Source organism: Lachnospira pectinoschiza, assembly GCF_900103815.1.
Lineage (GTDB): Bacteria > Bacillota > Clostridia > Lachnospirales > Lachnospiraceae > Lachnospira > Lachnospira pectinoschiza_B.
The window spans coordinates 1-23,827 of sequence record NZ_FNHZ01000003.1 but is presented as its reverse complement, the minus strand read 5'-3'; the positions used below and the strand labels follow the sequence as shown (position 1 = coordinate 23,827).

Below are 23,827 nucleotides of genomic sequence, written 5' to 3'. Positions count from 1 at the left end.
TTAATGATTTTAATGCATGGGACGTTAAATCTAATTTACGCGGTTCCACCCTGCTTGCCAAAGTGTTATATAAAGGAGCTATGCTTAAATCGGAAAGTCTTAAAAGTTTCCTGCAATGGCATAGCCATAAGTTTAACTTCGGCCTCTCATTTAATGATTATAACGGAATCACCGGGCTGTATTAGAGCCTCTCAGAGCTGGTATTCAATTAAGTTTAAGTTTGGATGCTTCCACCAAGCTAACGCCTGCATCCTTCTCTGGAACCTCTGCTTAATCTACTGGTCTCTTCAACGATTTATGCATGTAGTCTTAAAAGATACATGCAAGATTTATTTTAGACCGAAAAAGAAAAAAAGTAAAGGGGGAACTTGTGGAGTGATTTGTGGAGTGTTCGTTTTGGTATACTGATTCTTTATATAGTCCAGTTATCGTGACATCGGCTGGCAAGATTGTTCATAAGGAAGTACAAAGCTCTGAATATTTGGCATTTTAGGCGATTTTTCAGAGATTTTTTGTAATTTGTAAAAATAAAAATCAGCAAATCTCTGAAAAATCGAGGTTTTCACTAATTTTTCAGAGAAATTTGAGAAGAGAAATTTTTAAAGATTGTTGAATCTCTGAAAATTCGCACTTTTCTTGCTTTTTTCAGAGATTTACGGCAGCTATAGCTATAAGTTTACGATGAATTCTCTGAATATTCCATAGAATCTTTTATTTTTCAGAGATTTTGAATTCCTTATTTTTTGACGAGGAAGAATTTCTCTGAATATTCCACAAAAACTGTCATTTTTCAGAGATTTCGCTTTCCTTATTTTTTTACGAGGAAAGAATTCTCTGAATATTTCCGGAAAATGGCTTTTTTTCAGAGATTTTCGATTCCTTATTGGGAAATCACTAAGAAATTAATACGGGGTGTTGCATATATATGGCATTGATATAGCACAGGGGCGGCAAAATACATACGCGGGACGACGATAAACAGGAGTGCGACGAAAGCCAGGAGGGTAACGAAAGCAAGGGACAACGAAAGTTAAGACGGCAAAAGCCAGAAACCTGCAAAAAGCCCATCCTAGTTTTCTAGGATGGGCTAACAATTTTCTATTAATTTACTGGTATTTTGAAACGTTAGATTTTGATACTGCTTCGAAATCTACGAAGTAGCATGTGCTAGCGTCGTTTTTGCCTTCGATGTTCTTTGTAGAGGAGCCGTTTGCTAGGGCTATTGCTACTTCGATGGCTTTAGTTGACTGGCCTTCTGCGTTCTGATAAACAGTGAAGTTTAGCTTGCCGGCTGCAATGGACTTACATCCATCACTTGTGGCATCTACTCCTGCTACTGGAACATCAGAAGTTGTAAGTCCATGATTATCTAAAGCTTCTATTACACCAAGTGCCATTGTATCGTTATTACAGAAAATAACGTCTACATCCTGATTTGTCTTAAAGAAAATCTCCATCATGTTAGCGGCTTCTGTATCAGACCAGCTTGCATAGTCACAAAATACTATATTTAAGTCTACATTATTATCTTTAAAGTACTGTTTTACAGCCTCTGTTCTACCAAGAGTTCCTGAGTGGTTTCTTTCACCCATCATGATAATTGCATTGATAGAAGAAGGCTTACCAAGTTGCTCATACATGTATTCTGCCTGTAGTTCACCAGCTTGATATTCATCAGAGGCTACGTAAACGTATTCATCAGCTTTTAAAACATCATCGTCTGGCTTGTTGTTCATAAAGATAACAGGTAGGTCTCCGGCTGCAATTTCTAGCTGTAGGGCTGTTGCTGAATCTACAGGTACACAAATGATTGCATCGTAGTTTCCTGATTCGGCAGCAGCTTTAATATCACTTACTTGTTGATCAGCACTAGGACCACAAAGAGTTGTGGTAACTGTTGCTCCCTCGCTTTTTGCTGCGCTTTCAAGAGAACTCTGAAGAGTTGATCTAAAGTAATCATCGGTATCTTTTATTGTAAAGAAAAATGATAAGCCATCTCCTGAGCCAGTTGAGGAGTTACATCCAATTAAAAAGCTAGAAATCGGTAAAATGGTTACAATTAATAATAAAGCAAATACTTGTTTAAAAATCTTTTTGAATCTTAGCATATACTACACCTCCTCCTCATCATCATCAGTTTCAAGTTTAAACTTAGAAACGTAACTTGTAAGTTTACTAGAGGTGCTAGCAAGTTCTTCTGAATTTGCTGCAACATCCTGACTATTTCTTGTGATGTTATCCGCCTGTTCAACCATCTGCTTAGAAGTCTCAAGGATTTCATCAGCTGAGGCAGCCTGTTCTTGTGAAATAGCTGCAACATTTGATGCTACATCATCTACTCTTGTAACGCCTTCAATCATTTCGATTACAAGGTTGTTAGATTCTGCAATATTTTCATAAATCTTATCAAAGGTTTCAACGGCTGTATCAATTAAAACGGTATTAGATTTAATGTCTTCAGCACTTGTGTTAGCCTGTGATACTACATCTGAAATTAAGTTTCTAATTTGGTCAATTAACTTAGCAATATTTTGTGCGTTATCTGCAGAGTTTTGAGCTAATTTACCAATTTCACCAGCAACTACAGCAAAGCCTTTTCCAGCTTCTCCTGCTCTTGCTGCTTCTATACTTGCATTAAGCGATAAGAGGTTTGTTTCTTCTGCAATTTCACCAATAAGACCTACAATACCAGTGATCTGTTCAGAGGCATCGCCAACCTTATTAATTGATAATAATAATACTTCGATAGATTTTTGAATCTGTGTCATGGCATAAGATAATTTCTCCATATCGGTTTTGCCTTGCTGGGAAATCTCAACAGATTCCTGCATAGCCTCATTTGCTTTAGTAGAATTATCTCTAGTGTCGGAAACAACATCTGTTAAAGTCTGCGCATTGACTGCGATTTCATTAACTGCCTTTGCAAGCTCATCTACTGTTGAATTTAAATTCTGCATGGCCTTAGACTGCTTGTTTGAAGCCTCATACATGGATTTTGCAACTACGTCACTAGTGCGTGATTGGTCTTGCAATTTGTCCGATTCATTAGCCACACTTTTTAGCATGTTACGCATAGTGATAATGAAATCATCTACCTTTTCACTCATAAGGCCGATTTCATCATTGCTAGTGCAATCGATACTAATTGTGAAGTCACCGTCTGCCATGGCTGTTACACCATCTGAAATCTTTGAAATTGGCTTAATTAGGTAATTTACAATGAATATGATAACTGCTGATGTAAGTAAAATAGCAATTACGGCAATAATAGCTAATCTTCTAATTAAAACGTAAACGGAAGACATAATAATATCTTCTTCAATGTAAGATACTAAAACCCAGTCAGTTCCGCTAATCGTAGTCATTTCAACAAGGTAATCATTTATGACATCTATGCTATAGTCACGATTAGAAATTTTTGTTGCTACACCGGAAAGTAGTTTATCTGAGCTTGAAGATAGATTTGTAGAAACTATACTACTATCTGGGTGGGCTAAAATTGTATTATCGTTAGTGTCCACAAGGAAGGAGTAAGCATCCTCCATTTTGACACCGGAATTTACAATAATACTAATCTGGTCGAGGGAAAGATCGGCTCCAAGCACCATTAAATCATCTCCATCGAGGTTAACAATACCTGATGCAGAAATGATTGGGTCACCCTTAAAGTCTTCATAGGCCTGACCATAATTTAGATTAACTCTAGTTAAACCGTCTTTGTACCATGTCTCGCTTGTAACGCTTTGACTGACCTTATTAGAGTCACTTGCCTTATATAATTTGCCAGAAGAAGTGCCGATATATACGCCTTCTTTGGCATAACTATTATAGCCATAGAACGAATCGAGGATTTCTTGAAGTTCCTCCTCTGATGGGTTTAGGGCTTCGATGGTCTGTTTAACGGATGAAAAATTTTCTAGATTCTTTTCTAGCCAGCTTGTGATATTATCTGCCTGATTATTAAGAGAAGAATCTAGAGCTTCCTCAGATAAATTACTTATCATCTTTTCAGATAGAATACCTGCCATAACAATAATTAGAATAATAAAAATGATTACTGCAGGCATAATAAACATGAGGAATTTGTCGCGCACTTTTACAACGCGCTTTGGCTTAGTTACTTCGCTCATAAGAATTTTTACCTCCTATGCATCTTATTGAATTGTCACAATACACTTATACACATTATATCATATAGTTTAAAAAGATACAATTAGTATAAAAATGCATAAATCTCTGAACCAAGTCCATAGACTGATCCAGAGATTTATGAGAGAAAGGAAAAATAAAAAATATTGAAAACATCAAATGACGTAGTTGGCTTTTAAATTGTCATAAAACGATTATCTTCATCTACCACCGCTTTATGAATTTCGCCGTAAAAACGAAGGGCGTAATCATTGCAATAATTAGCCGCCGATTTTTCTAGGCTAAAGAGGCTTCTTTTATCTAGAGTCGGCGATACATTTTCATATTTAATTAATATATAGATTTCGAAAATGTAACTAGTTATGCCCAATGTCGCTATACTGATTATAAGACCTAGCATCAACGCAGATTCTTGAAATGTAAGGGCGTAGTACAGAAGGGCGTAAAACCAAGGCAGAATTGTGCTTATTAGTGAAAATATTGTGCCAAGCCTTGCGACTTTAACTACCTCTACGTATTTTAGGTGCTGTATTAGGTTTTCATTGTCCATGGTTTGAAAGGCTTGGTGAACCTTTTCATCCATGCGGTCGGCCAGTTCTAAGAGTTTATCTTGTTTTTGCTTTGGCAAGTCATCGAAAGCTACAAGAAAGGCCCCCTCTAGATTTGGGTCTGTGTTCTCGTCTAATTTGTTAAATTCAATAAGGTCTATGTCTTCGTTAGCTTTGCCAAATCCCATAAGGTTTAAGTCCTCATCTTCTTTATTGTGCCGGTTAAAAAATTTCATAGTAAAATCCTCCTTAAAAAAATTTTGTAATTCGTGGGTGACTAAAACCCTCTATACAAGGATAGAAGAAAGTTTTTTAAACTGGATCCTATATATAACTTTTTGGGGAATTTGGGAAACTGTTGTATGGAGTTTTTAGTTTTTTTAGATTTTGAAAATGTGAAAAGTTATGTTGTTTTGATGATATTTGTTAGGATTGTGCTGCTGATAGTTGTTATTAAATGAGAAAACTATGAAAGTTTATAAAGAAAGTATAAAATTATAAAGAAAATATAAAATGAAAAGGTATGAAAAAAGGATATGAAAAAAAATATGATATTTGATTCTGACACTGTTCCATTACTTGTGTTGCCTGACATCTGCTACAATATTCGTGCTTTTTGCCATCTTGCGTGCAACTAGCAGTTGAGTCAATTTTCCAATGCCAATCATGACCTAAAGCTGGAGTGCTTCGTCTAGTTTTTTGGTGACAATAAATACATTCGCCTTCTTCAACACCATTTGTTGTACAGCCTGCACCAGAGATTGTGTGCCAACTATAAGTACATGCTTCTTCACCTGAAACCCAAAACTCTAAATAAGCTCTGTATTGCCAACCAACTGCATTTAAATTTGTTTCAACATTGTCACAGTTAGCAGCTGTTCCGGAGTTTGTATGTCTTATATAGTATGACCCCGCTTGTGCGTTTTCATAAATTGGCTCAGTGTCGTGTACATTTTCTGGTCCATCATAACCAAAAATTAGAGTACCATCTGCCGCTTCTATCCATTCATGTGCTCTATCATAAGGTTTAACGACAAGATGTTTTCCAGCGAATCGTTCAGGATTTATTGGGTCCCAATGAATACCCAAATCATCAATACGAATTGTACATTCTATGAAGTAATAGTAATTATAATCTGGATTGCATAGGTCACTTTGATTTTGGTTACTTACATGAGCAGGTAAGTAAACAGCGTTTGCATTTACATGATTACTTTTAAACACTATAAACATAATACTAAACAGTAACAAGCCTTTTAGTATCTTAATTGTAGTTTTCATTTGTATCTTCCTTTCTGTATATTAGCTCAATTTACATGTGCTTAATATAAATATGCAACAACTTTTATTAAAACAAAAAAGTGAGTCTACAAAAAAATGTAAACTCACTTAAAACCAATTATGTTAATTAAAAAATATTTGAGATTGCTTTGCCGATGCCGCCAAAGAAATGTACAATACTATTTCCGAGTGTTACAAAAACATCACCAACCCCTTGAGCAACACGCACGATAGGATTTTTGCTCTTTTTCTTTTCTTCCTTCTTTGGAGCAGTATCTTCTGAGCTTTCTTCTGTATTTTCTTCAGATACTTCTTCAGTAGACTCGATTTCTTCTTCTGTTTCAGTTTCTACACTTTCAGTTTCTAAAGTTGCATCTTCTTTTTCAAAATTATCTGTAACGAGTGATGCATCTAAATTGTCAGTTGAAGTTTGGCTGTCTGCTAAATCATTAATTGGCACTTCGTAATTACTAGAATTATCTTCTTCTGCTTGTGCAGGAGCAGGAGTAGGAGTAGATTGTGCAGCAGCTTGTCTAGCTTCTTCATCAACTAATCTTTCTTCTGTTTTGTTATTTACAATATATCCTATACTAGAGTCATAACGATATAATTGAGTATCCATCTGATTTGGGTTAAATCTCAAATATTCAGCTTCACGTCTATCCGCTTCAGCTGGATTATTATAAACTTGTTGCATGTAAGATTCAATCTCTTCATCAGTTAAACGTCTAGTTCTCATTTCACTTTTAATATATCTCCATTCACCTCGTAAAATATAATCAATATCATGATTTTTTTGCCAATCAGCTTCAGATGGAATATATGGAGCATCCTTATAAATTAACTCCGCCTTTGCTAGACTTGGTGTCATTAATACTGCTCCGAGTGTTGATGCGATTATTTCTCCTTCGCGCCTAAATTAAAAAATACTTGTGACAGCTCTTCCGATGCCACCAAAGAAATGTGCAACACTATTTCCTATTGTTACAAAGAAATCGCCTACGCTATCAACTACGTATATAACAGGATTTTTGCTTTTTTTCTTTTTAGGGGAAGTTTCTTCAGATGTTTCTTCTGTTGCTTCTTCAGAAAGATCTGTGCTTTCTTCAATACTTTCGGAAGTCTCTTCTGGAGTTTCAGTTTCTGGTTCAGATGTTTCACTTTCAGTTACTTTAGTATTATTAGTTTCTGTTGTAGAACTTGCGTTGCTTGATGAATTGCTATTGGTAGAGTTGGAAGTATCTTCTACTTCTTGAGTAGGAGCTGGAGTAGATTGTGCAGCAGCTTGTCTAGCTTCTTCATCAACTAATCTTTCTTCTGTTTTGTTATTTACAATATATCCTATTCTACGGTCATAACGATATAATTGAACATCAAGGTTTCCATGCTGAAATCTTTCATATTCAGCTTGTCGTCTATCTGCTTCAGCTGGATTATCATAAACTTGCTGCATGTAAGATTCAATCTCTTCATCAGTTAAATATCTAGTACCTAGATAAGCTTTCTGGATATATCTCCATTCTCCTCGTAGAATATAATCAATATCGACATTTTTTTTCCATTCAGCTTCAGGTTGAATATATGGAGCATCCTTATAAATTAACTCCGCCTTTGCTAGACTTGGTGTCATTAATACTGCTCCGAGTGTTGATGCGATTATTAGATTAGTTGCTATTATTTTCTTCATGTTCATAAATTTATTTCTCCTTTGCGCCTCATTAACATTTTTCAAATCAACAAATATCAATTTTGGGCAAAAAAATAACGCCATGAAATCATGACGCAAATGAACGGTGCTTTTAAATTAGATGTATGGAATGCTCGAAAGTGCGGATTGTCGATTATTTCCATAATTATTATGCAACTGGCTGGCAGTTTAAAGCCCCTGTAGTTTTGTGTCACATGGTTTCCCATATTTTACCCATATATGATTGTTCGATTTAAAACAAAGCACAGCTATTATATAAAAAGCAATTTAACTAGTCAAGAAATAATTTTCTTGGAATTGTAATTTAAGAGAATTTTTGAAAATGTACTATAATATATTATTAAAGTTTTATTAAAATTTGAAATAAATTCTTGAAGTAAATTTCAAAATCACATAAACTCTACTTTGTAGAGTTTATGTGATTTTGATTTTAAAGTGACAGTAGAGATATATTTTCATAAAAAGAAGTACGTGTGAGAGTTTGCCACGCGACTTACTTTCTAACTTGCGCAGGAAATACCCAGGATGGTAAAGAAAACGTGACTTGTTAACATTTACTGTTGACTATACAAATACTATAGTTGTATAATAAATTCCGCACTAAAATAAATATATAATGGGTAAAATAAAGGAAACTTTATGACACAAAACTATAGGGGCTTTAACATGCCAGCCAGTTGCAAAAGTTGTTTAAATGCAGAGTCCTCGCTCTTTCATGCCATTTAAAGCAACGCGCATTTAGTACGTCATGGTTTCATGGCGTTATTTTTTTGCCCTAGAATTAAGGAGAAATTATGAGAAAGAGTAAATTAATCACAACACTTTTAATTTCCACACTCGCCCTATCAAGCGTTTTAACAGCGTGTGGATCTAAGAAGAATACAACAGATAATGAAACAGAGGTTGTAACGGAAACACTTACAAGTGCAGACGGTTCAAGCGTTGAGGGTATTGAACTTGAAGGACTTACCTTTAATTCAGAAGCCGTTGATATGACAGATGAAATGAATCAGGCTATTGAAAATTCAGGTCTTGCAGGTACTTATACAAGTGCAACAAGTTTCGATTTTAATATAACAGATGCTAATAATGAGAAGGTTCAGCCAAATGGAACAGTTTCTATCACTAAGACTTTAGACAAGTTAGAAGCACCAGAAGGCTATACAACAGAATATAAGGTTTACTACTACAACCCAGATACAAACTCACTTGAAGCTTGTAATACAACTTACGAAGATAGCACAGTAACATTTGAGACTACACATTTTAGTTTATATATGTATTTTTGCGTGTGCTATGACGTAGACAAGGATGTTGTAACAAATGTACTTACAACAGACGAGGGTTTGAAGTTTTACACAGCATCAGAGTATGCAAGTTACATGGTAGAACAAGAGGAAAAGAAAGCAGCCGAGGAAGAAGCAGCTAAGGCACAAGCCGAAGCAGAAGCTAAAGCACAAGCAGAAGCAAAGGCTTCAAGTTCAAATGTAGCTACTAACAATTCTTCATCTAATGATGTTGCAAATGACACATCTAATTCAGGAGATGCAAGCTCTAATGACACAAGTGGTTCAGATAGTTCTTCAACAACTAATTCATCAAGTTCAGATAGTCAGTATATTAAGGCTATTTCATTACTAAGTGGTGATGATTTAACAGATGATTGGCAATTAACATGGGGTAATTTAGAATCTACAAATAACAAGCAAATTTTTTTCGCTAGACATAAAAACGGTTCTCCTACTGCAAAGGGAAGATTAATTGTATTTAATTCTGATTTATCAATTGCGAGGATGACTTCAAGTTGTGGATATGAACCAGGTCAAGAAGGTTTTGATAAGGTAGTAGAAACTGTTTGGAACACAGCTCTTGCTCATGGTATAGATTAATCTTTTTCTTATATTATTTATATATAGTCACTTCTTTTGAAGTGGCTATTTTTTATTGTCAATCTTCTATATTTGTTTTAGAGGTAATGATACTCAAAAAATAAATCTTAGGAGGTATAGGTATGATTAAATCATGGCAATCAAAGAAAGACAAAGGTCGGAAGTTATTAGTATTAGTGACCTTTGTGATAATGTTAGTATTTTTAACAAGCTCATCTAACGTGGTTTATGCCTTAAATGTTAGAGACGCTACATTCTATATTGATATTGGTCAAGAAGGTGCAAGTGGTGATTATACAATCACATGGTATGACTCTCTTGATAATGGTGCTAATCAATACGGTGGTAGTTCAGCCTTTAAGGCTTGGCAGTATGTTAACTATAATGCAGGTAGAACATCAAGTTCAGTATTTAACTTTGGCACACAAGGAACTAATGTTAGTCATACATCAGTTAGTGGCAACTTTCAAAGCAATACTCCATACTTATATATAAATGTAACTAATGCCCCTAAAGGCAAAAAAATTAAAGGTGTATATGATAGTTCAGGTGGATATATGTCAACCTATCAGCCTAGTAAAACATCTATCTTTGTAGATTGTGGAATTTATCAAGGTGATTGGCTTAATGACAAGAATTCAGGTCGTACTCCAACAATGAGAGGTAACAATGATATTTACACTATCACAATCGTTTGGGAAGATGATCCAGACCAATTTGCGAACATCAACGTAAACCCTATGATATGGAATGGTTCTTCATGGCAAGAATTTACAGATGGCTCGTATGGAAATTTCAAATTTTCAGGAACAGATAATTGGCAAAACGATGTTTGCATGGATGCACTTAAAGGAAGTACAACATACAGTATTACTGACACACGCTCAAATCGTTCTAATGTCTATGTAGAAAAGATTACTAAGATTGAAAATGGTGTCGAAACCCAGATAGGAACGACATCCACGGGAACGCAAACCCTTAATTCAAGCGTGGAAATAAGGATATATTATAAATTCACCTATGATGTTGTATTTAACTCAAATCCTACAAGCGTAACTACTAGAAACATCTATGGCGATACTATTACAACAAATCCAACAGGCAGCGTAAGCACCATTAAAAATGTTAGGGCAGGTAATAGTATAACAATGCCAAGTGGCTCTAGCTTGCAAAGAACAGGCTATGAATTTGTTGGTTGGTCTACTAACCCTTCTTATAGCTCATTGTCCTTTAGTTCAAGTCTTGGTGGTCTAAATAGAGTAGGCACTAATGTAGTTGCTAAATCATCAGGTGAAGCTATAAATAATGGAACAACGATAACATTTTACGCAATCTGGAAACCTATAAGCTATACGGTGCATTACGATATGAACCTTGCAAATGAGGAACAAATTCCAGATAAGCGTGTACGTTTTGACCAAACAATTAAAGCCCCTGATAGCGTAACTAGAGATGATTATGAGTTTAGAAGTTGGCAAGTATATGACGGTTCAAATTATGGCGGCTTTACTAATAATACAAATACAGATCCAAGCGTTGGCATTGGAACAAAGTCATATATAAACGCTAATGAGAGCTTTAAGAATTTGCGAAGCTCTGACGGAACAGTTACTTTAGTTGCGGTTTGGAAACATTTTACAGACGAAAATGGTAACGATGTCGAAAAACCAAATGCTAATACAAGTAATTCGTCTACACCTTTTGCACCACTTTGGCAAAACAAGGCAATAGACAGCCCAACGGGTTATTTCTATTATTCAGACACACCTATTGTTACAAGCCTTGGTAATGCAAATGTGAGTGGTACGCAGATGGGATATTATCTAAATACAAATTATGCTACTGATTGGCAATATAAACGTCAGGCACTATTCAAGAATGGCGACAAAGTGCTAACTTCAAGTTGGTATTACATTGAGAGTTTTGGATATGATTATGTATCAAATACAGATACAGAAAATGTTCAGACTACTACAACAGCTAGTTTCACATCTAATAAGTCAGAAGATGGCAAAAATATATATGGAACTGGCTACAACACAATTAATCTAACAGATGATAACCAAAAGCTAGTTGTAGCATGGGTAATAATGAGAGATACTTGGTATGATTCACATATAAGTTATGATGAAACAACTACTTATCACGATACAGATGGTTACACATCACTAATAGGTGATAATGATATACCAACACTTGAAGGTATAGATAAGCTAGAAAATATCGTAGGTCTTGATAAGTCTAATTTCACAGACTATATCGTTAGCCTAATAGGTCACGATAATATTTCAGGACTTAACTTAGATAAGTCTAGCATTGTGATAACAAATTATGACAATTCACAAGTAGTTACAATAGGCAAGGCAGAAAACCAAGAGCTTGACGAGTATAATAGATACACTCATATAGATTGGAATAGCTTTGATGTTATGACAGTTAATCTTGAAGATTTTGCAGATAACTTATTCAATGGTGACTATGGTGTTACTTATCACTTAGAAGATAATGTGTCAAACATTTTGGAAAATACAACTAATAGTTCTGTTTTTGATTTAAAGGTTGAAGCTAAGACAAAGCAAGGCGAAGATACATCAGAAGCAGAATTAATCAGAGGTGAGTATTTCACTCTAAAGGTTAGTACATTTGGCTATGCAAATGCAATTCGTATAGAATTCCCAGATAACTGGTATATATCAGAGGATTATCCTTTGTATATATACACAGAAAGCCTTGATAAACCTTATGACGCACAAAAACTTGTAGAGATTACAAGTGATGTCTTATACGTTGATAGGGAATCTAATCTAGGTCAGCTAATCACAGATAGCGATGATGGTACATGGGTTCAAGAATTTATCATTCTTACACCACTCTATGCCACACCAGGTGAAGATACAATCAAGGTAACAGCCTATAAGGGTGACGTTCATGTGGATAGCTTTATTAATAATAATCAGGTCTATGTAAATGGACTTGTAAAAGATGGCGAAGCAGATAAAACAAAGGTTAAGACACTTAATAGAAATGTTAAGATAACAGTTGCTTCTGGAAAAGAAGGCTCAATCCTTAATAGATTACATGAACATATTGTAGATATTTACTAAGATAAGAAGTCGATTAGAGAAATCTAGTCGGCTTTTTTAGTTGCGGAGATAAAAGCTATATATAACTCGATACAAGGGTTGTTTGTCTTTAAAAATCATAATATATTACCTACTTTTCAGTTTACATTAATGTATCATTGATATAATCCAAATTTTAACCGATTGGAATTCCAATCGGTTAGAAAAATCTATATATAACTTAATATAAGATTTCTTCTATATTTATATTGTATAACATATTAAAGGAGCAATATTGATTACAAGATTAAATAAGCTTTTTGTGTTATAATATCCTTATCAAGAAGGGTTTCTCTTTTAGAGATAAATAGAGAAGTCCGATTATGAGTTCTTCTCTAACTTGAAATATTTTAGAGAAAGGACTCGATAGGAGGTATCGAGTATGGAAGAAGAAATGGGAATGACAAACAAGCAATTTCAAGGATTTATTAGATTAATTCTTAGAATTGTGAATAATGCACTTGAAAAGAATCCTGACAACAAAGATATTAAGGAACTTCAAGACATTTTAAACGACATGCTTGAAGACAAGTAAATTTGCATTAATCTAAATCAATTTAGGAAGTCGGCTAGAAAAAATCTAGTCGGCTTTTTTTAATGCGAATTTCTTACACTATTCGATATAATGTAAAAAACTTTGGAAAATATCGAATAGAAATAGCTATATATAACTTAATGTGAAAATTCTTCTATTTTTACTACGGCTACAAGTACATCTTCATTATTAATTTTATCCTGAATTTCTTATGCGACTGGTATTCTCATAATTGTTTTTCCTTGCACTAGTAAAAATTAGATTATTGTACTAGTGTGGCTAGATTTTCCCAATAATCATTCTAAAATTCTTTTTATATAATCAACACAAACTTCTAATAAATCATCTGGTAATCTTTCTACAAAATGTGAAGCCTTAGCATGTAAGTCTATAGTTCGTATCTGAAAACATAAAATAACACCTTGAGTTTTCGTCCTATCATCTAATTCAACTTCTAATGGATATGATTTCTTTTTTGTAGTAATAGGAACAACAACATTCATATCACTTGGCAATAACAAATCATTTAAGATTAAGGCTGGTCTAAAATTTCCTTGCTCATGCCCTTTTGTAGGATTGAAATTTACCATGATTATGTCACCACGTTTATACATTTAGAAAATTTCACCTCCAATATCTTCTCCCCAATCAATTGCCTCAGCCTTACCTATATCATCAATTGTTATTTCTTCCATGGGTTTATTGTAAAATTTTTCAAACATTTCTTTAGTAGAGATTTTTTTACTTAGAATTAATTGATTATCTTTTATTTCATAATTAAGCGTATCTCCACTTTTTATTGATAATGTATTTACAACATTTATAGGAACTCTTATTCCTAAAGAGTTACCCCATTTAGAAACTGAAATTTGCATATTCATCACTCCTTTATAATATACATTGTATATCATTATAGTATATCATTATATGCATATTGTTAATGAATTAAGAAATCCAGAATCCTTTTAATTTTGGTCAAATCGTTGTGAAATTGAATCCGCATGGGTTTTTCTTTCTTCATCTGACGCTTTATATAAAGCTATTTTATGAGTTAATGGGCTAACACTCGTGACTTTAGTCGTGAGTAGTTCACTAGATATTTCCAAAACATCAGTATCTGTATAAATATCCTGCACCCCTTGGATTATAATGAAAGAAAAGTATACAACAAATAAAATTCAACATCAGTTAAAAAAGCACTACCCTTTTTCTAATTGAAAACTATACTCATAAAGATTAAAAAAAAGGAAAACTATATATAACTCAATATAAGATTTCTTCTATATTTATAATGTGCAGTTAGATTGACAATAAATTTAGAATATGTTATCTATTGTATATAGACAGGCTCGCTTGCCGAGGGATTCATGCTGGCTGAACCGAGCACTTCCCTGTATAAAAAAAGAATCGTGAACGATTGCCAGTGCTAAAGCTCTTAGGTATTTCCTTTGAGCTTTAGTTTTTTATTATGAGGTTTTATGAATATAAAAGATATTATTAATGCTGCAAAGTATTTTGAAAAGTTTTAAGATCCTTAAATTCATTAGGATTCAAGTGTAATGTCATCATAAATCTGTTCCTCCAATTTAATAATATACTCAAATACTTTTTTAGAATAATAACGCTTTGCTAAAACAGTTAATTTCAAAATATCTAAATTTTGAGCAAATATTTCATTAATAAAAGGCAGCATTGGATTCTCACATTCGATACTGTTAAATAAATATGTTTCAATGCCATCAAGCAATTGTAAATAAGCACAGTTTTCATGTGTGATTTCAATCTTTGGCTTTTTTATAACGGTATTATTTAGCACATAAAGCTTGTGTCGAAATTTATTAGCTGTAATGTATTTTGCTGCTGGTATCTGTGTCGTAATACCGATCTTATTTAAATATGATACATCTGATAAATATCCACCAGCAGTATAATAGAATTCCTGTACAATATCATTTTCTGCTGGTAAAATTTTACCCCATTTTGTATTTCGACAGCGTGTATATATCCCTCTTCCGATGCGATATATTTCACCCTTATCACACATTCTTTTTAATTCTGTATTCATGATTGCACGATCTAAACAATTATTATTTGATTTTTGTATATCTTCTGCTGTTAAAACTATATGTTTATTAAATTCGTTTATAATTATAGTTTCATACATAATATTTCCTCCTGTGTTATTAGCGGTTTTGAAAATACATCTATTTTCAACTTAATAATAACATCTTTTGTCAAAAAAGCAATTTAGATAAGACATATCAAAGAGTTTACCACTACAATTTGCTTTTTAGCTTTTTGAGTTCATTGAAAGTAATTTACGCTGTCAAGTTACTAAAATGCTCTTAACTTAATGACATTACTAGTCGTTAGTAGCTCTTTTCTTATTCCTTGAATTTTCTTCCATATTTATTATGTATTTTAATTTAATGGAGTTATGATTTAGCTAATAGAATATTAACATGAAGAATTTTAAAGACTTAACTTTAACAGATGATTTTATGTTCTCGAAAGTAATGAGAAAAAAGGACATCTGCAAAGAATTTCTAGAACTTATCCTTGATAAGAAAATAGAAAAAATAGAATATATTGAAGCTGAAAAAACGCTTAATATAGACTATGATAAACGTGGTGTCCGTCTTGATGTCTTTCTTCAAGATGAAACTACAGTTTATAATATTGAAATGCAAACATCTAACTTTGCAAATATCCCTAAACGCTCTCGATTTTATCAGGGTGTGATGGATGTGTCAAGTTTAGAGAAAGCACGAGATTTTAATGATCTAAAAGAAAGCTATGTCATTTTCGTTTGCACGAAAGATTTGTTTGGATATAATGAGCCTATATACGAATTTATCACATATAGCAAAAAACATGATATAATATATGGAGATGAAGCTAATAAAATAATTGTGAATACAAGTGCAGAAATATCTAATGAAACAAAGTTGGGTAAGTTTATTAATTATTTAAAAAACAATGTAGTTTCAGATGATTTTACTTCATCTATTAATGATACTATTAACGAAATAAAGTTGGATAGTGAAACGAGAGGTGAGTATATGGTCTTAGAAGCAAAAATGATGGATGCAAAACAAGAAGGTATTATTATGGCATATGTAAACCAAATTAGAACCATTAGAGAAAAAGAAAGCATTTCAATAGACGAAGCGTTAATAAAATTATATATCCCAGAAAAATATTGGGATGCTGTAAAGAAAGAGCTTTTAAATGAATAATAAAGTTTAAAACCCTTTTTTTAAAATAATCCATTATAGAAATACAAAAATACAAAATGAAAGGTATTAGCTAAATTAAAAGAAGGTCGATTAGAGAAATCTAGTCGGCTTTTTTTTGTTGTGGAGATGGAGAGATATACATATTTTTACACTACTAATTTTCTTGACTGGTACAAACATTTTAATAATTATATGGGGATTTGTGTATATTTTAGAGTTTTCAATATGGGGATTTGTGTATATTTTAAAGTTTTCAATATGGGGATTTGTGTATTTTTGAGCTTTATTAATATGGGGATTTGCGTTATAATAAAATCATAAGGAGGTTCAAACCATGAAGAATACTATCTTTAAAAGGAAAATTTATAAAGAACTTTTAGATTGGAAAGAGAAATATAGTAATAAATATGCCCTTCTTATAAAGGGAGCAAGACGAATAGGTAAATCGACCATAGCAGAGGAATTTGCTGCCAATGAATTTAAGTCATATGTTAAAATAGATTTTGCAAATACAAGTAAAGAAATAATGGAATTATTTGATGATATGTATGATCTTGATTTCTTTTTTTTGCAACTACAACAGTTAACAAAAACAAGGCTTTATAATAAGGAATCAGTAATTATATTTGATGAAATTCAATTATTTCCAAAAGCCAGACAGGCAATTAAGTATTTAGTGGCTGATGGTAGATACAATTATATTGAAACAGGTTCACTAATATCTATTAAGAAAAATACAAAAGATATTTTAATTCCAAGTGAAGAACATAAAATATCAATGTATCCTATGGATTTTGAGGAATTTTTATGGGCTATTAATGATGATATAACTGCAGAAACTATAAAAACTCTTATTAGAAACAAAAGACCAGCTGGAAATATAATGCATAAGAATTTGATGCGAATTTTTAGATTGTATATGCTCATTGGTGGCATGCCACAAGCTGTGGAGACTTATATTGAAACTAACAATCTACAATCGGTAGATGAAATTAAAAGAGAAATAATAGATTTATATGAAGAAGATTTTATAAAAATAGATAATACTGGTTTAGTTAGTGGAATATATGACAATATACCAGCTAATTTAAGTAACAATTCATCTAGATACGTTCTCTCATCAGTGAAAGAAGGCATAAGATTTGAGCGTTTTAATGAATTACTCGCAGATATTTTAAGTTCTTATACCGTAAACATCGCATATCGTGCAAATGATCCTAATGTCGGAATGTCTTTAGACAAAGATTTGAAAAGGTTTAAATTGTTTGCTTCTGATGTTGGATTATTTATAACATTAGCGTTCAAAGATAAGAAATATACGGAAAATATTATATATAGCAAACTACTTTCAAATAAGCTAGAAGCTAATTTAGGATATATTTATGAAAATGTTGTTGCTCAAATACTAAGAACGAAAGGTAATAATTTATTTTATTATACTATGGAAAATACAACATCAAATCATATTTATGAAATTGATTTTCTTATCTCTATTGGTAATAAAATATGTCCTATTGAAGTAAAATCAGGTAATTATAGAGCACATAAATCATTAGATATGTTTTGTGATAAATTTAGTAGAAGAATAAAGGATAAATATGTAGTTCATACAAAAGATTATAAACGTGAAAATGGAATAAACTATATTCCAATTTATATGTTACCATTTTTATAATTATTAGGAGATTAATTTATAAGATTAACTAGTAGAAGGTTATTCAAAAAGGTCATAAAATGATATAATGTCCCTACCAAGAAGGATTCTCTTTGGGAGAACAGAAGGAGTCCTTCGAGGAACTTTCTCTGACTTGGAATAACAGAGAAAGGAGAATGCAGTATGTCAGGAGGATTAGATATGGATGCCACAATGTCTGTTGTTGAAACAACTGAGCTTTTAGAAAAATTGGATAAAGGTATTGATGATATGGAAAATAGTCGCATTACGCCCCATGAAGACACCATGAAGCTCTTAATGCAGCGGTATGACGACTATGTATCACAAAATCCTTGAAGCTGACGAACTTATTGAGATTGACGCATTAATGTAAGGAGGTTTTATGTTTACGCCAGAGGTTGTACAAGTAATACCACATGAAAATTACGTAGTAGAAGTCCTATTTCAAGATGGCAAAATTGTAAATTATGATGCAAGTCATCTGTTAGAAAAAGGGGGTTTCACAAAACTCAAAGATAAGGATTTTTACATGAGCCGCTGTACTGTAATGAATCATACATTGGCTTGGGATACATCTGGAGAATATAATCCAACTAATTGTTTAGACATAGCTCCAGATATGTTGTATTCTATTCAGTAAATCACAAAATGCTCTCGGCTATATAGTCGAGGGCATTATTTATATATATAAAATTTACTTCTACTACCCTAGTTAATTTGAAAATCAGAAAAATTTATATATATCATAAAAATCCTTGAAAATCTTCTATATTTTTCTTGAAGTAAATAATATGTTAAAGGAGGAATATCGATTACAAGATTAAATAAGCTTTTTTATGTTATAATATCCTTATCAAGAAGGGTTTCTCTTTTAGAGATAAATAGAGAAGTCCGATTATGAGTTCTTCTCTAACTTGAAATATTTTAGAGAAAGGACTCGATAGGAGGTATCGAGTATGGAAGAAGAAATGGAAATGACAAACAAGCAGTTTCAAGGATTTATTAGATTAATTCTTTAAATTGTAAATAATGCACTTGAAAAGAGTCCTGACAACAAAGATATTAAGGATCTTCAAGACATTTTAAACGATATGGTTGAAGATAAGTAAATTTGTATTAGTCTAAATCAATTTAGGAAGTCGGCTAGAGAAATCTAGTCGGCTTTTTTAATGCGAATTTCTTCGATTATTCGATATAATGTAAAAAACTTTGGAAAATATCGATTAGAAATAGCTATATATAACTTAATGTGAAAATTCTTCTATTTTTACCAATGGAATTTGACGAAGATTAGAACCTATTGATATAATTGGCGTTCAAGAAAAATTAAAAGAAATACTATAATTTCTACAAAATAAAATCCACTCAAACCAAAATGGTAAGGGTGGATTTTTTTTATTTCTCTTAAAAATTGATTTCTATATTTTTTATATAGCCGCAAGGACAACTGATGATAGTCCGTTCACCGTGCGAAGTCATCGTAATCTCTGGTGTGCCGTTGCATTTTGGGCACTTCACATTCACATATCCGTTTTTCTGTTGTTCCAATCTGGCTTGCTTCGCTAACATAATTGATTGGTGTGATATTGTGGGTAATGTTCTTTTCTCCATTTGAGTAGCCATATACTACCTCCTTCATAAAATCATCCATTTCTATTAAGCGACCATATTATTTTTCGTAAGATTTTCAGTTCGTGTGTCATTCTAATCTCTCACCTTCTATTTATATTATGCTGTATACGGATATATAGTCGAGGGCATTATTTTTATATATAAAATTTATTGCTACTACCCTAATTAATTTAAAAGTCAGAAAACTTATATATATCCTGAAATTCACAGAAAATTCTCTATAATTATATAGAGAAATTAATTTAGACGTAAAATCTGTTTAAAGATTGATGATATTGTCAAACTTATAGGTTATTTATGAAATTTAATCGGATAATGCGTTTAAATATTTGATGGTATCTATAAAGGATGTTATTATTATATTGTAATAAAAGGAGGAAAATATGAAAATTTTAAAAATATCAGCAGATGGATTAATGCTCTTTAATGATAAAGTTAGTATAGATTTTTTCGCTGAACAAAGAGTTATAAAAGATAATAGTGATATGCTTTCAAATATATTTAAAAACGTATATACAAACAATGTCATTTCAGTTGTAGGTATCAACGCTTCTGGTAAGACTTCTGTATTAAAATTAATTTCTTTTGCTTTAGAATTGATTAACGGACAGTCTTTAAATTATATTGTCAATCGAGATGTTTTTACAGATTCTAAAAAAGTAAATATAGAAGTGATATTCTATGATGACAACAATAATCTATATAAGCTTCAATCTGAAATTATAAGCGTCAGAAATAACGAGATAGATAATAGATTTATTTTCGGGGCAGAAAAAATATGGAAAAAATCAATATCAAAAATTCATTCAAAAAAAGATATAGTGTCTTATGAAAATACAAATTTATTTAAAGAGCGTGACAATACTGCTGAATTTTTATCAGATGATGTAAGTATAGCAATAGCTATAAGCAAGAATAATAAAATATTTGTTAGAGATTTACTTAATTATACAAATATGAATATGAATATGTTAAGATTAATTGAGAACTATCCTCACGAGTTGATTAAGTTTTTAGATCCTAGCATTGAATCAATTATATTTGACAAGAACAGCTCTGAAATAAAGCTAAAATTTTATGGTAAAGATGCAATTTCGTTATCAAATCCTTTACAATGCGAAAAATATCTTTCTTCTGGAACTGTAAAAGGATTAAATGTTTTTCTTAATGCGATGATGGTTTTTAATAAAGGTGGTTATCTATTAGTGGATGAATTAGAAAATCACTTAAATCGAGAAATAGTTGTAACATTATATAGATTTTTTACAAATCCAATTGTAAATAAGATGGGTGCTACTATAATATTTTCCACTCATTATTCTGAATTATTAGATGAATTCGAACGATCTGACAATATTTATATAGTGCGAAACAAAAATGGAATTTCTGCTGAAAAATTGTGTAATTTATTAAAGAGAAATGATATAAAAAAGAGTGATGCATTTAAAAGCGGTTATCTTGAAGGTACGGCACCTCTTTATGAATCTTATATAGATTTAAAAGAAGTTATAATTAATTCCAGAACAGAGTTGGGGGTTCATTAATGGCTGAAAATTTAATTGCTTGCATTTGTGAAGGCTCAGAAACAAATTGAAAAAATCAATGAGAAATTGAAATTCTAATTATCTTAAAAGAGGTCGTAAGACCTGAATTGAAGCTCATAACTTTAGTTATGAGTAGTTTACAGTATACAATGTATGTAGAGATTGATTTACAATGTAGCATAATTATACTACACTATACTTACATATAGGAGGAGTTATCTATGCCGATAATTTTACCAATTAGAGATTTAAGAGATACAAGTAAAGTATCAGAATTAGCACACAAGAATAGAGAACCAATTCATTTTACAAAGAACGGGTATAGCGATCTTGTAGTAATGAGTTCGGAATATTATGACTGGTTTGCTAGGGAAAATCGCATTGATCAGGCTATTTTTGAGGCAGAACAAGAATTTGCGGAAACAGGAGAAGCTATTGATGCCAAAGCGGCTTTTTCGAAATTGGAGAAAAAGTATTTTGGATAAGTATCAAGTTAAATTAATGAAAAGAGCATATAGAGATATTGAAGATATATATGCTTATATTGCACATGAAAAGCTAGCTCCTGAAAATACAGGAGGTCAAATCAGTCGAATTAAAAAAGTAATTCTTGGATTAGCAGAACTTCTGCAGTCGCATCAGGATAGGCTAGTTGGAAGATACACAGGAAAAGGATACAAGCAGCTTGTTATAGATAACTACATTGCTATTTTCAGAATTAATGAAAACAGAAAGGTTGTATATGTAGTAACCGTTCAGTATCAAGGGAGGGATTTATAGCCAAAGTACTGTCAAAATTAAAAGATGAAGCGCAAAAAAAATAGCAACCTAAATAGTCTGCTTTTTAGGAAAAATTTTATATAACAAGCGATAAAAACAGATTAAAAAAACGATTGGTCTCAATGACGATTTAATCAATTTAATCACAAAATGCTCTCGTCTATATAGTCGAGGGCATTAAATAAGACAGTTTTTAAACTGGGAGAGCCTCGCCATTTGACGAGGCTTTGTACGTTGAAGTCAAAATCAGTCGCTGGATTTATTTAAAAAGTTTGCATGTTTTATTAATATCAATAGCTTTCTACGTCATGGTTTCATGGCGTTATTTTTTTATCTAGTAAATTTATTTTGGTTAAATGAAAACCCACCACTAAGTTTACAAGAAAAGTAAAAGTCTAAATGGCAAAAAGTTATATATAGCCTAAAATTCCTTGAAAAATCTTCTATATTTATTTTAGAGGTTATACTCATAAAAAATAAATCTTAGGAGGTTAAGGTATGATAAAAGCGTGGCAATCGCAAAAGGGCAAAGGTCGGAAATTATTAGTTTTAGTTACATTTATAATAATGTTATCGTTTTTAATAAGTCCATCAAACGTGGCTTATGCCTTAAATATTAGAAATGTAACATTTTATATTCGCATCAATCACTAATTTCATATTTTGATTTTAAAGATTCCTCTCTATAGTCTGTTTCATCATCGTCTATAATTCCTAACAAGGATTCTGACAAAAAAGAAGTAACCGTATTCGAGGGTATAAATCTTCCAACTTCTTTCCCATTTTTTGTAACTATTATTTCACCTCCGTTCAATGCAATATTTAAAAAATGTTCGAATTTATTTTTAAATTCTGTTGATGTTGCAATTGCTTTTACCATAAACACTCCTTTCGAATACATAACAAATTAGCTAATTACATTATACAATATATTAGCCAATTCGTAATTTATTTTTATCAAAAGCATTAAAAAAGACTACCCGAAGGTAGCCTTTAAATTAAATATTTTGCTTAAACTAGCTTAAAAGAGTAATGCCTTTAGATGCTAAGACATCCTTAATTTCTGCATAATCAACAGCAGCAAGAATGATGTTGTCATAGTCATCTTTGTATGGTAAGAAATTTCCTTCATCATTTTTCATCATAACTACAACACCATTTTGAGCAATAAATTTAAACTCATTAGCTGGTCTATATTATAGAACTTCTCTTATTGCAAATTTCCTCAAAGTAGCCTAAGTATTTAGTCACAATCGAAATTCTTACTTCGCCCTTTTCGCTAAATAATTTAACATGCCGTGAGCAAGAAATTCCCCACCTCTAAACGAAGTGTAGGTGGTGGGATGAATTGCGAATAACACGGCATTTTTTGTTACATATAATTGTTATGAGAACATTTGTTTGACTACTTTGTAATTTGATTGTATAATATAAGTATAAATCTATCGTATTACTCAGACGGTGTTACTGTAGATATTATTAAACAATACATTCAAGCACAAGGAAAGAAAGATGGCAAATAAGGCAATTAAGTACAGAGTATATCCTACAACTGAACAAGAAGTTATGTTTGCTAAGACCTTCGGCTGTTGTCGTAAGGTCTGGAATCTTATGCTTTCTGATAAGATTGACGGCTACAAAGCTACGGGCAAATTCCCCACTGTGACACCTGCCAAATATAAAAACGATTACCATTATCTTAGGGAAGTAGACAGTCTAGCTCTT

At 32.2% G+C, this 23,827-nt stretch carries 23 protein-coding genes and 2 riboswitches; of the genes, 11 read left to right on the top strand and 12 right to left on the bottom strand.

Features of this window, described 5'->3' with window-relative positions:
* Positions 1 to 1,106 precede the first annotated feature (1,106 nt).
* The 6 genes from BLQ66_RS05960 to BLQ66_RS05935 form a co-directional block, all read right to left on the bottom strand.
* Positions 1,107 to 2,108 carry a sugar ABC transporter substrate-binding protein gene (locus tag BLQ66_RS05960; RefSeq protein ID WP_074521385.1) on the bottom strand — a complete coding sequence of 334 codons (1,002 nt, stop codon included), beginning with the start codon at positions 2,106 to 2,108 and terminating at the stop codon, positions 1,107 to 1,109.
* Between the two features lie 3 nt (positions 2,109 to 2,111).
* On the bottom strand, positions 2,112 to 4,130 hold the full coding sequence (locus tag BLQ66_RS05955) for a methyl-accepting chemotaxis protein (protein ID WP_074521384.1): 2,019 nt from the start codon (positions 4,128 to 4,130) through the stop codon (positions 2,112 to 2,114).
* Positions 4,131 to 4,324: 194 nt separating this feature from the next.
* Positions 4,325 to 4,933, bottom strand: coding sequence for a hypothetical protein (locus BLQ66_RS05950; RefSeq protein ID WP_074521383.1), 609 nt, complete (start codon positions 4,931 to 4,933; stop codon positions 4,325 to 4,327).
* 259 nt (positions 4,934 to 5,192) lie between these two features.
* Positions 5,193 to 5,978, bottom strand: a complete 786-nt coding sequence (locus tag BLQ66_RS05945) for a hypothetical protein (RefSeq protein ID WP_074521382.1) — start codon at positions 5,976 to 5,978, stop codon at positions 5,193 to 5,195.
* Between the two features lie 127 nt (positions 5,979 to 6,105).
* Positions 6,106 to 6,849 carry a hypothetical protein gene (locus tag BLQ66_RS05940; protein ID WP_074521381.1) on the bottom strand — a complete coding sequence of 248 codons (744 nt, stop codon included), beginning with the start codon at positions 6,847 to 6,849 and terminating at the stop codon, positions 6,106 to 6,108.
* A 48-nt stretch (positions 6,850 to 6,897) separates the two neighbouring features.
* Complete coding sequence (locus BLQ66_RS05935; protein ID WP_074521380.1) at positions 6,898 to 7,671, bottom strand: hypothetical protein; 774 nt, start codon at positions 7,669 to 7,671, stop codon at positions 6,898 to 6,900.
* A 163-nt stretch (positions 7,672 to 7,834) separates the two neighbouring features.
* A riboswitch (cyclic di-GMP riboswitch) is annotated at positions 7,835 to 7,910 on the bottom strand.
* A 385-nt stretch (positions 7,911 to 8,295) separates the two neighbouring features.
* Positions 8,296 to 8,371: riboswitch (cyclic di-GMP riboswitch) on the top strand.
* Positions 8,372 to 8,480: 109 nt separating this feature from the next.
* Here BLQ66_RS05935 and BLQ66_RS05930 point away from each other — a divergent pair.
* The 3 genes from BLQ66_RS05930 to BLQ66_RS12025 all read left to right on the top strand — a co-directional run bounded on the left by BLQ66_RS05930 (position 8,481) and on the right by BLQ66_RS12025 (position 13,232).
* Positions 8,481 to 9,575 carry a hypothetical protein gene (locus BLQ66_RS05930; protein ID WP_074521379.1) on the top strand — a complete coding sequence of 365 codons (1,095 nt, stop codon included), beginning with the start codon at positions 8,481 to 8,483 and terminating at the stop codon, positions 9,573 to 9,575.
* A gap of 122 nt (positions 9,576 to 9,697) precedes the next feature.
* A complete protein-coding gene (locus BLQ66_RS05925) occupies positions 9,698 to 12,679 on the top strand; it encodes an InlB B-repeat-containing protein (protein ID WP_074521378.1) in 2,982 nt (993 codons plus the stop codon).
* A gap of 400 nt (positions 12,680 to 13,079) precedes the next feature.
* A complete protein-coding gene (locus tag BLQ66_RS12025; RefSeq protein ID WP_180364701.1) occupies positions 13,080 to 13,232 on the top strand; it encodes a hypothetical protein in 153 nt (50 codons plus the stop codon).
* A 296-nt stretch (positions 13,233 to 13,528) separates the two neighbouring features.
* Here BLQ66_RS12025 and BLQ66_RS05920 read toward each other — a convergent pair whose 3' ends face one another.
* The 3 genes from BLQ66_RS05920 to BLQ66_RS05910 form a co-directional block, all read right to left on the bottom strand.
* Positions 13,529 to 13,846: a type II toxin-antitoxin system PemK/MazF family toxin gene (locus tag BLQ66_RS05920; protein WP_074521377.1), complete on the bottom strand. Its 318-nt coding sequence runs from the start codon at positions 13,844 to 13,846 to the stop codon at positions 13,529 to 13,531.
* Complete coding sequence (locus BLQ66_RS05915; RefSeq protein WP_074521376.1) at positions 13,847 to 14,107, bottom strand: AbrB/MazE/SpoVT family DNA-binding domain-containing protein; 261 nt, start codon at positions 14,105 to 14,107, stop codon at positions 13,847 to 13,849. It lies immediately after the preceding gene.
* 668 nt (positions 14,108 to 14,775) lie between these two features.
* Positions 14,776 to 15,396: a type IV toxin-antitoxin system AbiEi family antitoxin domain-containing protein gene (locus BLQ66_RS05910; RefSeq protein ID WP_074521375.1), complete on the bottom strand. Its 621-nt coding sequence runs from the start codon at positions 15,394 to 15,396 to the stop codon at positions 14,776 to 14,778.
* Between the two features lie 298 nt (positions 15,397 to 15,694).
* Between BLQ66_RS05910 and BLQ66_RS05905 the strand changes: the two genes are divergently transcribed.
* The 4 genes from BLQ66_RS05905 to BLQ66_RS05895 all read left to right on the top strand — a co-directional run bounded on the left by BLQ66_RS05905 (position 15,695) and on the right by BLQ66_RS05895 (position 18,786).
* Positions 15,695 to 16,471, top strand: a complete 777-nt coding sequence (locus tag BLQ66_RS05905) for an Rpn family recombination-promoting nuclease/putative transposase (RefSeq protein ID WP_074521374.1) — start codon at positions 15,695 to 15,697, stop codon at positions 16,469 to 16,471.
* 334 nt (positions 16,472 to 16,805) lie between these two features.
* Positions 16,806 to 18,146 carry an ATP-binding protein gene (locus BLQ66_RS05900; protein WP_074521373.1) on the top strand — a complete coding sequence of 447 codons (1,341 nt, stop codon included), beginning with the start codon at positions 16,806 to 16,808 and terminating at the stop codon, positions 18,144 to 18,146.
* A gap of 162 nt (positions 18,147 to 18,308) precedes the next feature.
* The gene (locus BLQ66_RS12020; RefSeq protein WP_180364700.1) at positions 18,309 to 18,482 is read left to right on the top strand and encodes a hypothetical protein; all 174 of its coding nucleotides are present in this window, start codon (positions 18,309 to 18,311) and stop codon (positions 18,480 to 18,482) included.
* A gap of 46 nt (positions 18,483 to 18,528) precedes the next feature.
* A complete protein-coding gene (locus tag BLQ66_RS05895) occupies positions 18,529 to 18,786 on the top strand; it encodes a DUF2442 domain-containing protein (RefSeq protein ID WP_074521372.1) in 258 nt (85 codons plus the stop codon).
* Between the two features lie 764 nt (positions 18,787 to 19,550).
* Here BLQ66_RS05895 and BLQ66_RS05890 read toward each other — a convergent pair.
* Positions 19,551 to 19,769 carry a hypothetical protein gene (locus BLQ66_RS05890; protein ID WP_074521371.1) on the bottom strand — a complete coding sequence of 73 codons (219 nt, stop codon included), beginning with the start codon at positions 19,767 to 19,769 and terminating at the stop codon, positions 19,551 to 19,553.
* A gap of 392 nt (positions 19,770 to 20,161) precedes the next feature.
* On the opposite strand from BLQ66_RS05890, the gene BLQ66_RS05885 reads away from it, so the two are divergent.
* The 3 genes from BLQ66_RS05885 (at position 20,162) to BLQ66_RS05875 (ending at position 22,102) form a co-directional block, all read left to right on the top strand.
* Entirely contained in the window at positions 20,162 to 21,322 is a 1,161-nt protein-coding gene (locus tag BLQ66_RS05885) for an AAA family ATPase (protein WP_074521370.1), read from the top strand.
* A 221-nt stretch (positions 21,323 to 21,543) separates the two neighbouring features.
* Positions 21,544 to 21,807 (top strand): type II toxin-antitoxin system Phd/YefM family antitoxin, encoded by a 264-nt coding sequence (locus tag BLQ66_RS05880; protein WP_074521369.1) that lies wholly within the window; start codon positions 21,544 to 21,546, stop codon positions 21,805 to 21,807.
* Positions 21,800 to 22,102: a type II toxin-antitoxin system RelE/ParE family toxin gene (locus BLQ66_RS05875; RefSeq protein ID WP_074521368.1), complete on the top strand. Its 303-nt coding sequence runs from the start codon at positions 21,800 to 21,802 to the stop codon at positions 22,100 to 22,102. Before BLQ66_RS05880 ends, BLQ66_RS05875 begins: the two co-directional genes overlap by 8 nt.
* Positions 22,103 to 22,745: 643 nt before the next feature.
* Here BLQ66_RS05875 and BLQ66_RS05870 read toward each other — a convergent pair.
* Positions 22,746 to 22,982: a type II toxin-antitoxin system Phd/YefM family antitoxin gene (locus BLQ66_RS05870; protein WP_074521367.1), complete on the bottom strand. Its 237-nt coding sequence runs from the start codon at positions 22,980 to 22,982 to the stop codon at positions 22,746 to 22,748.
* Positions 22,983 to 23,118: 136 nt separating this feature from the next.
* Positions 23,119 to 23,247 (bottom strand): hypothetical protein, encoded by a 129-nt coding sequence (locus tag BLQ66_RS12195; RefSeq protein ID WP_272867056.1) that lies wholly within the window; start codon positions 23,245 to 23,247, stop codon positions 23,119 to 23,121.
* A gap of 367 nt (positions 23,248 to 23,614) precedes the next feature.
* On the opposite strand from BLQ66_RS12195, the gene BLQ66_RS05865 reads away from it, so the two are divergent.
* A partial coding sequence (locus BLQ66_RS05865; protein ID WP_180364699.1) for a helix-turn-helix domain-containing protein occupies positions 23,615 to 23,827 on the top strand: 213 nt, incomplete at its 3' end.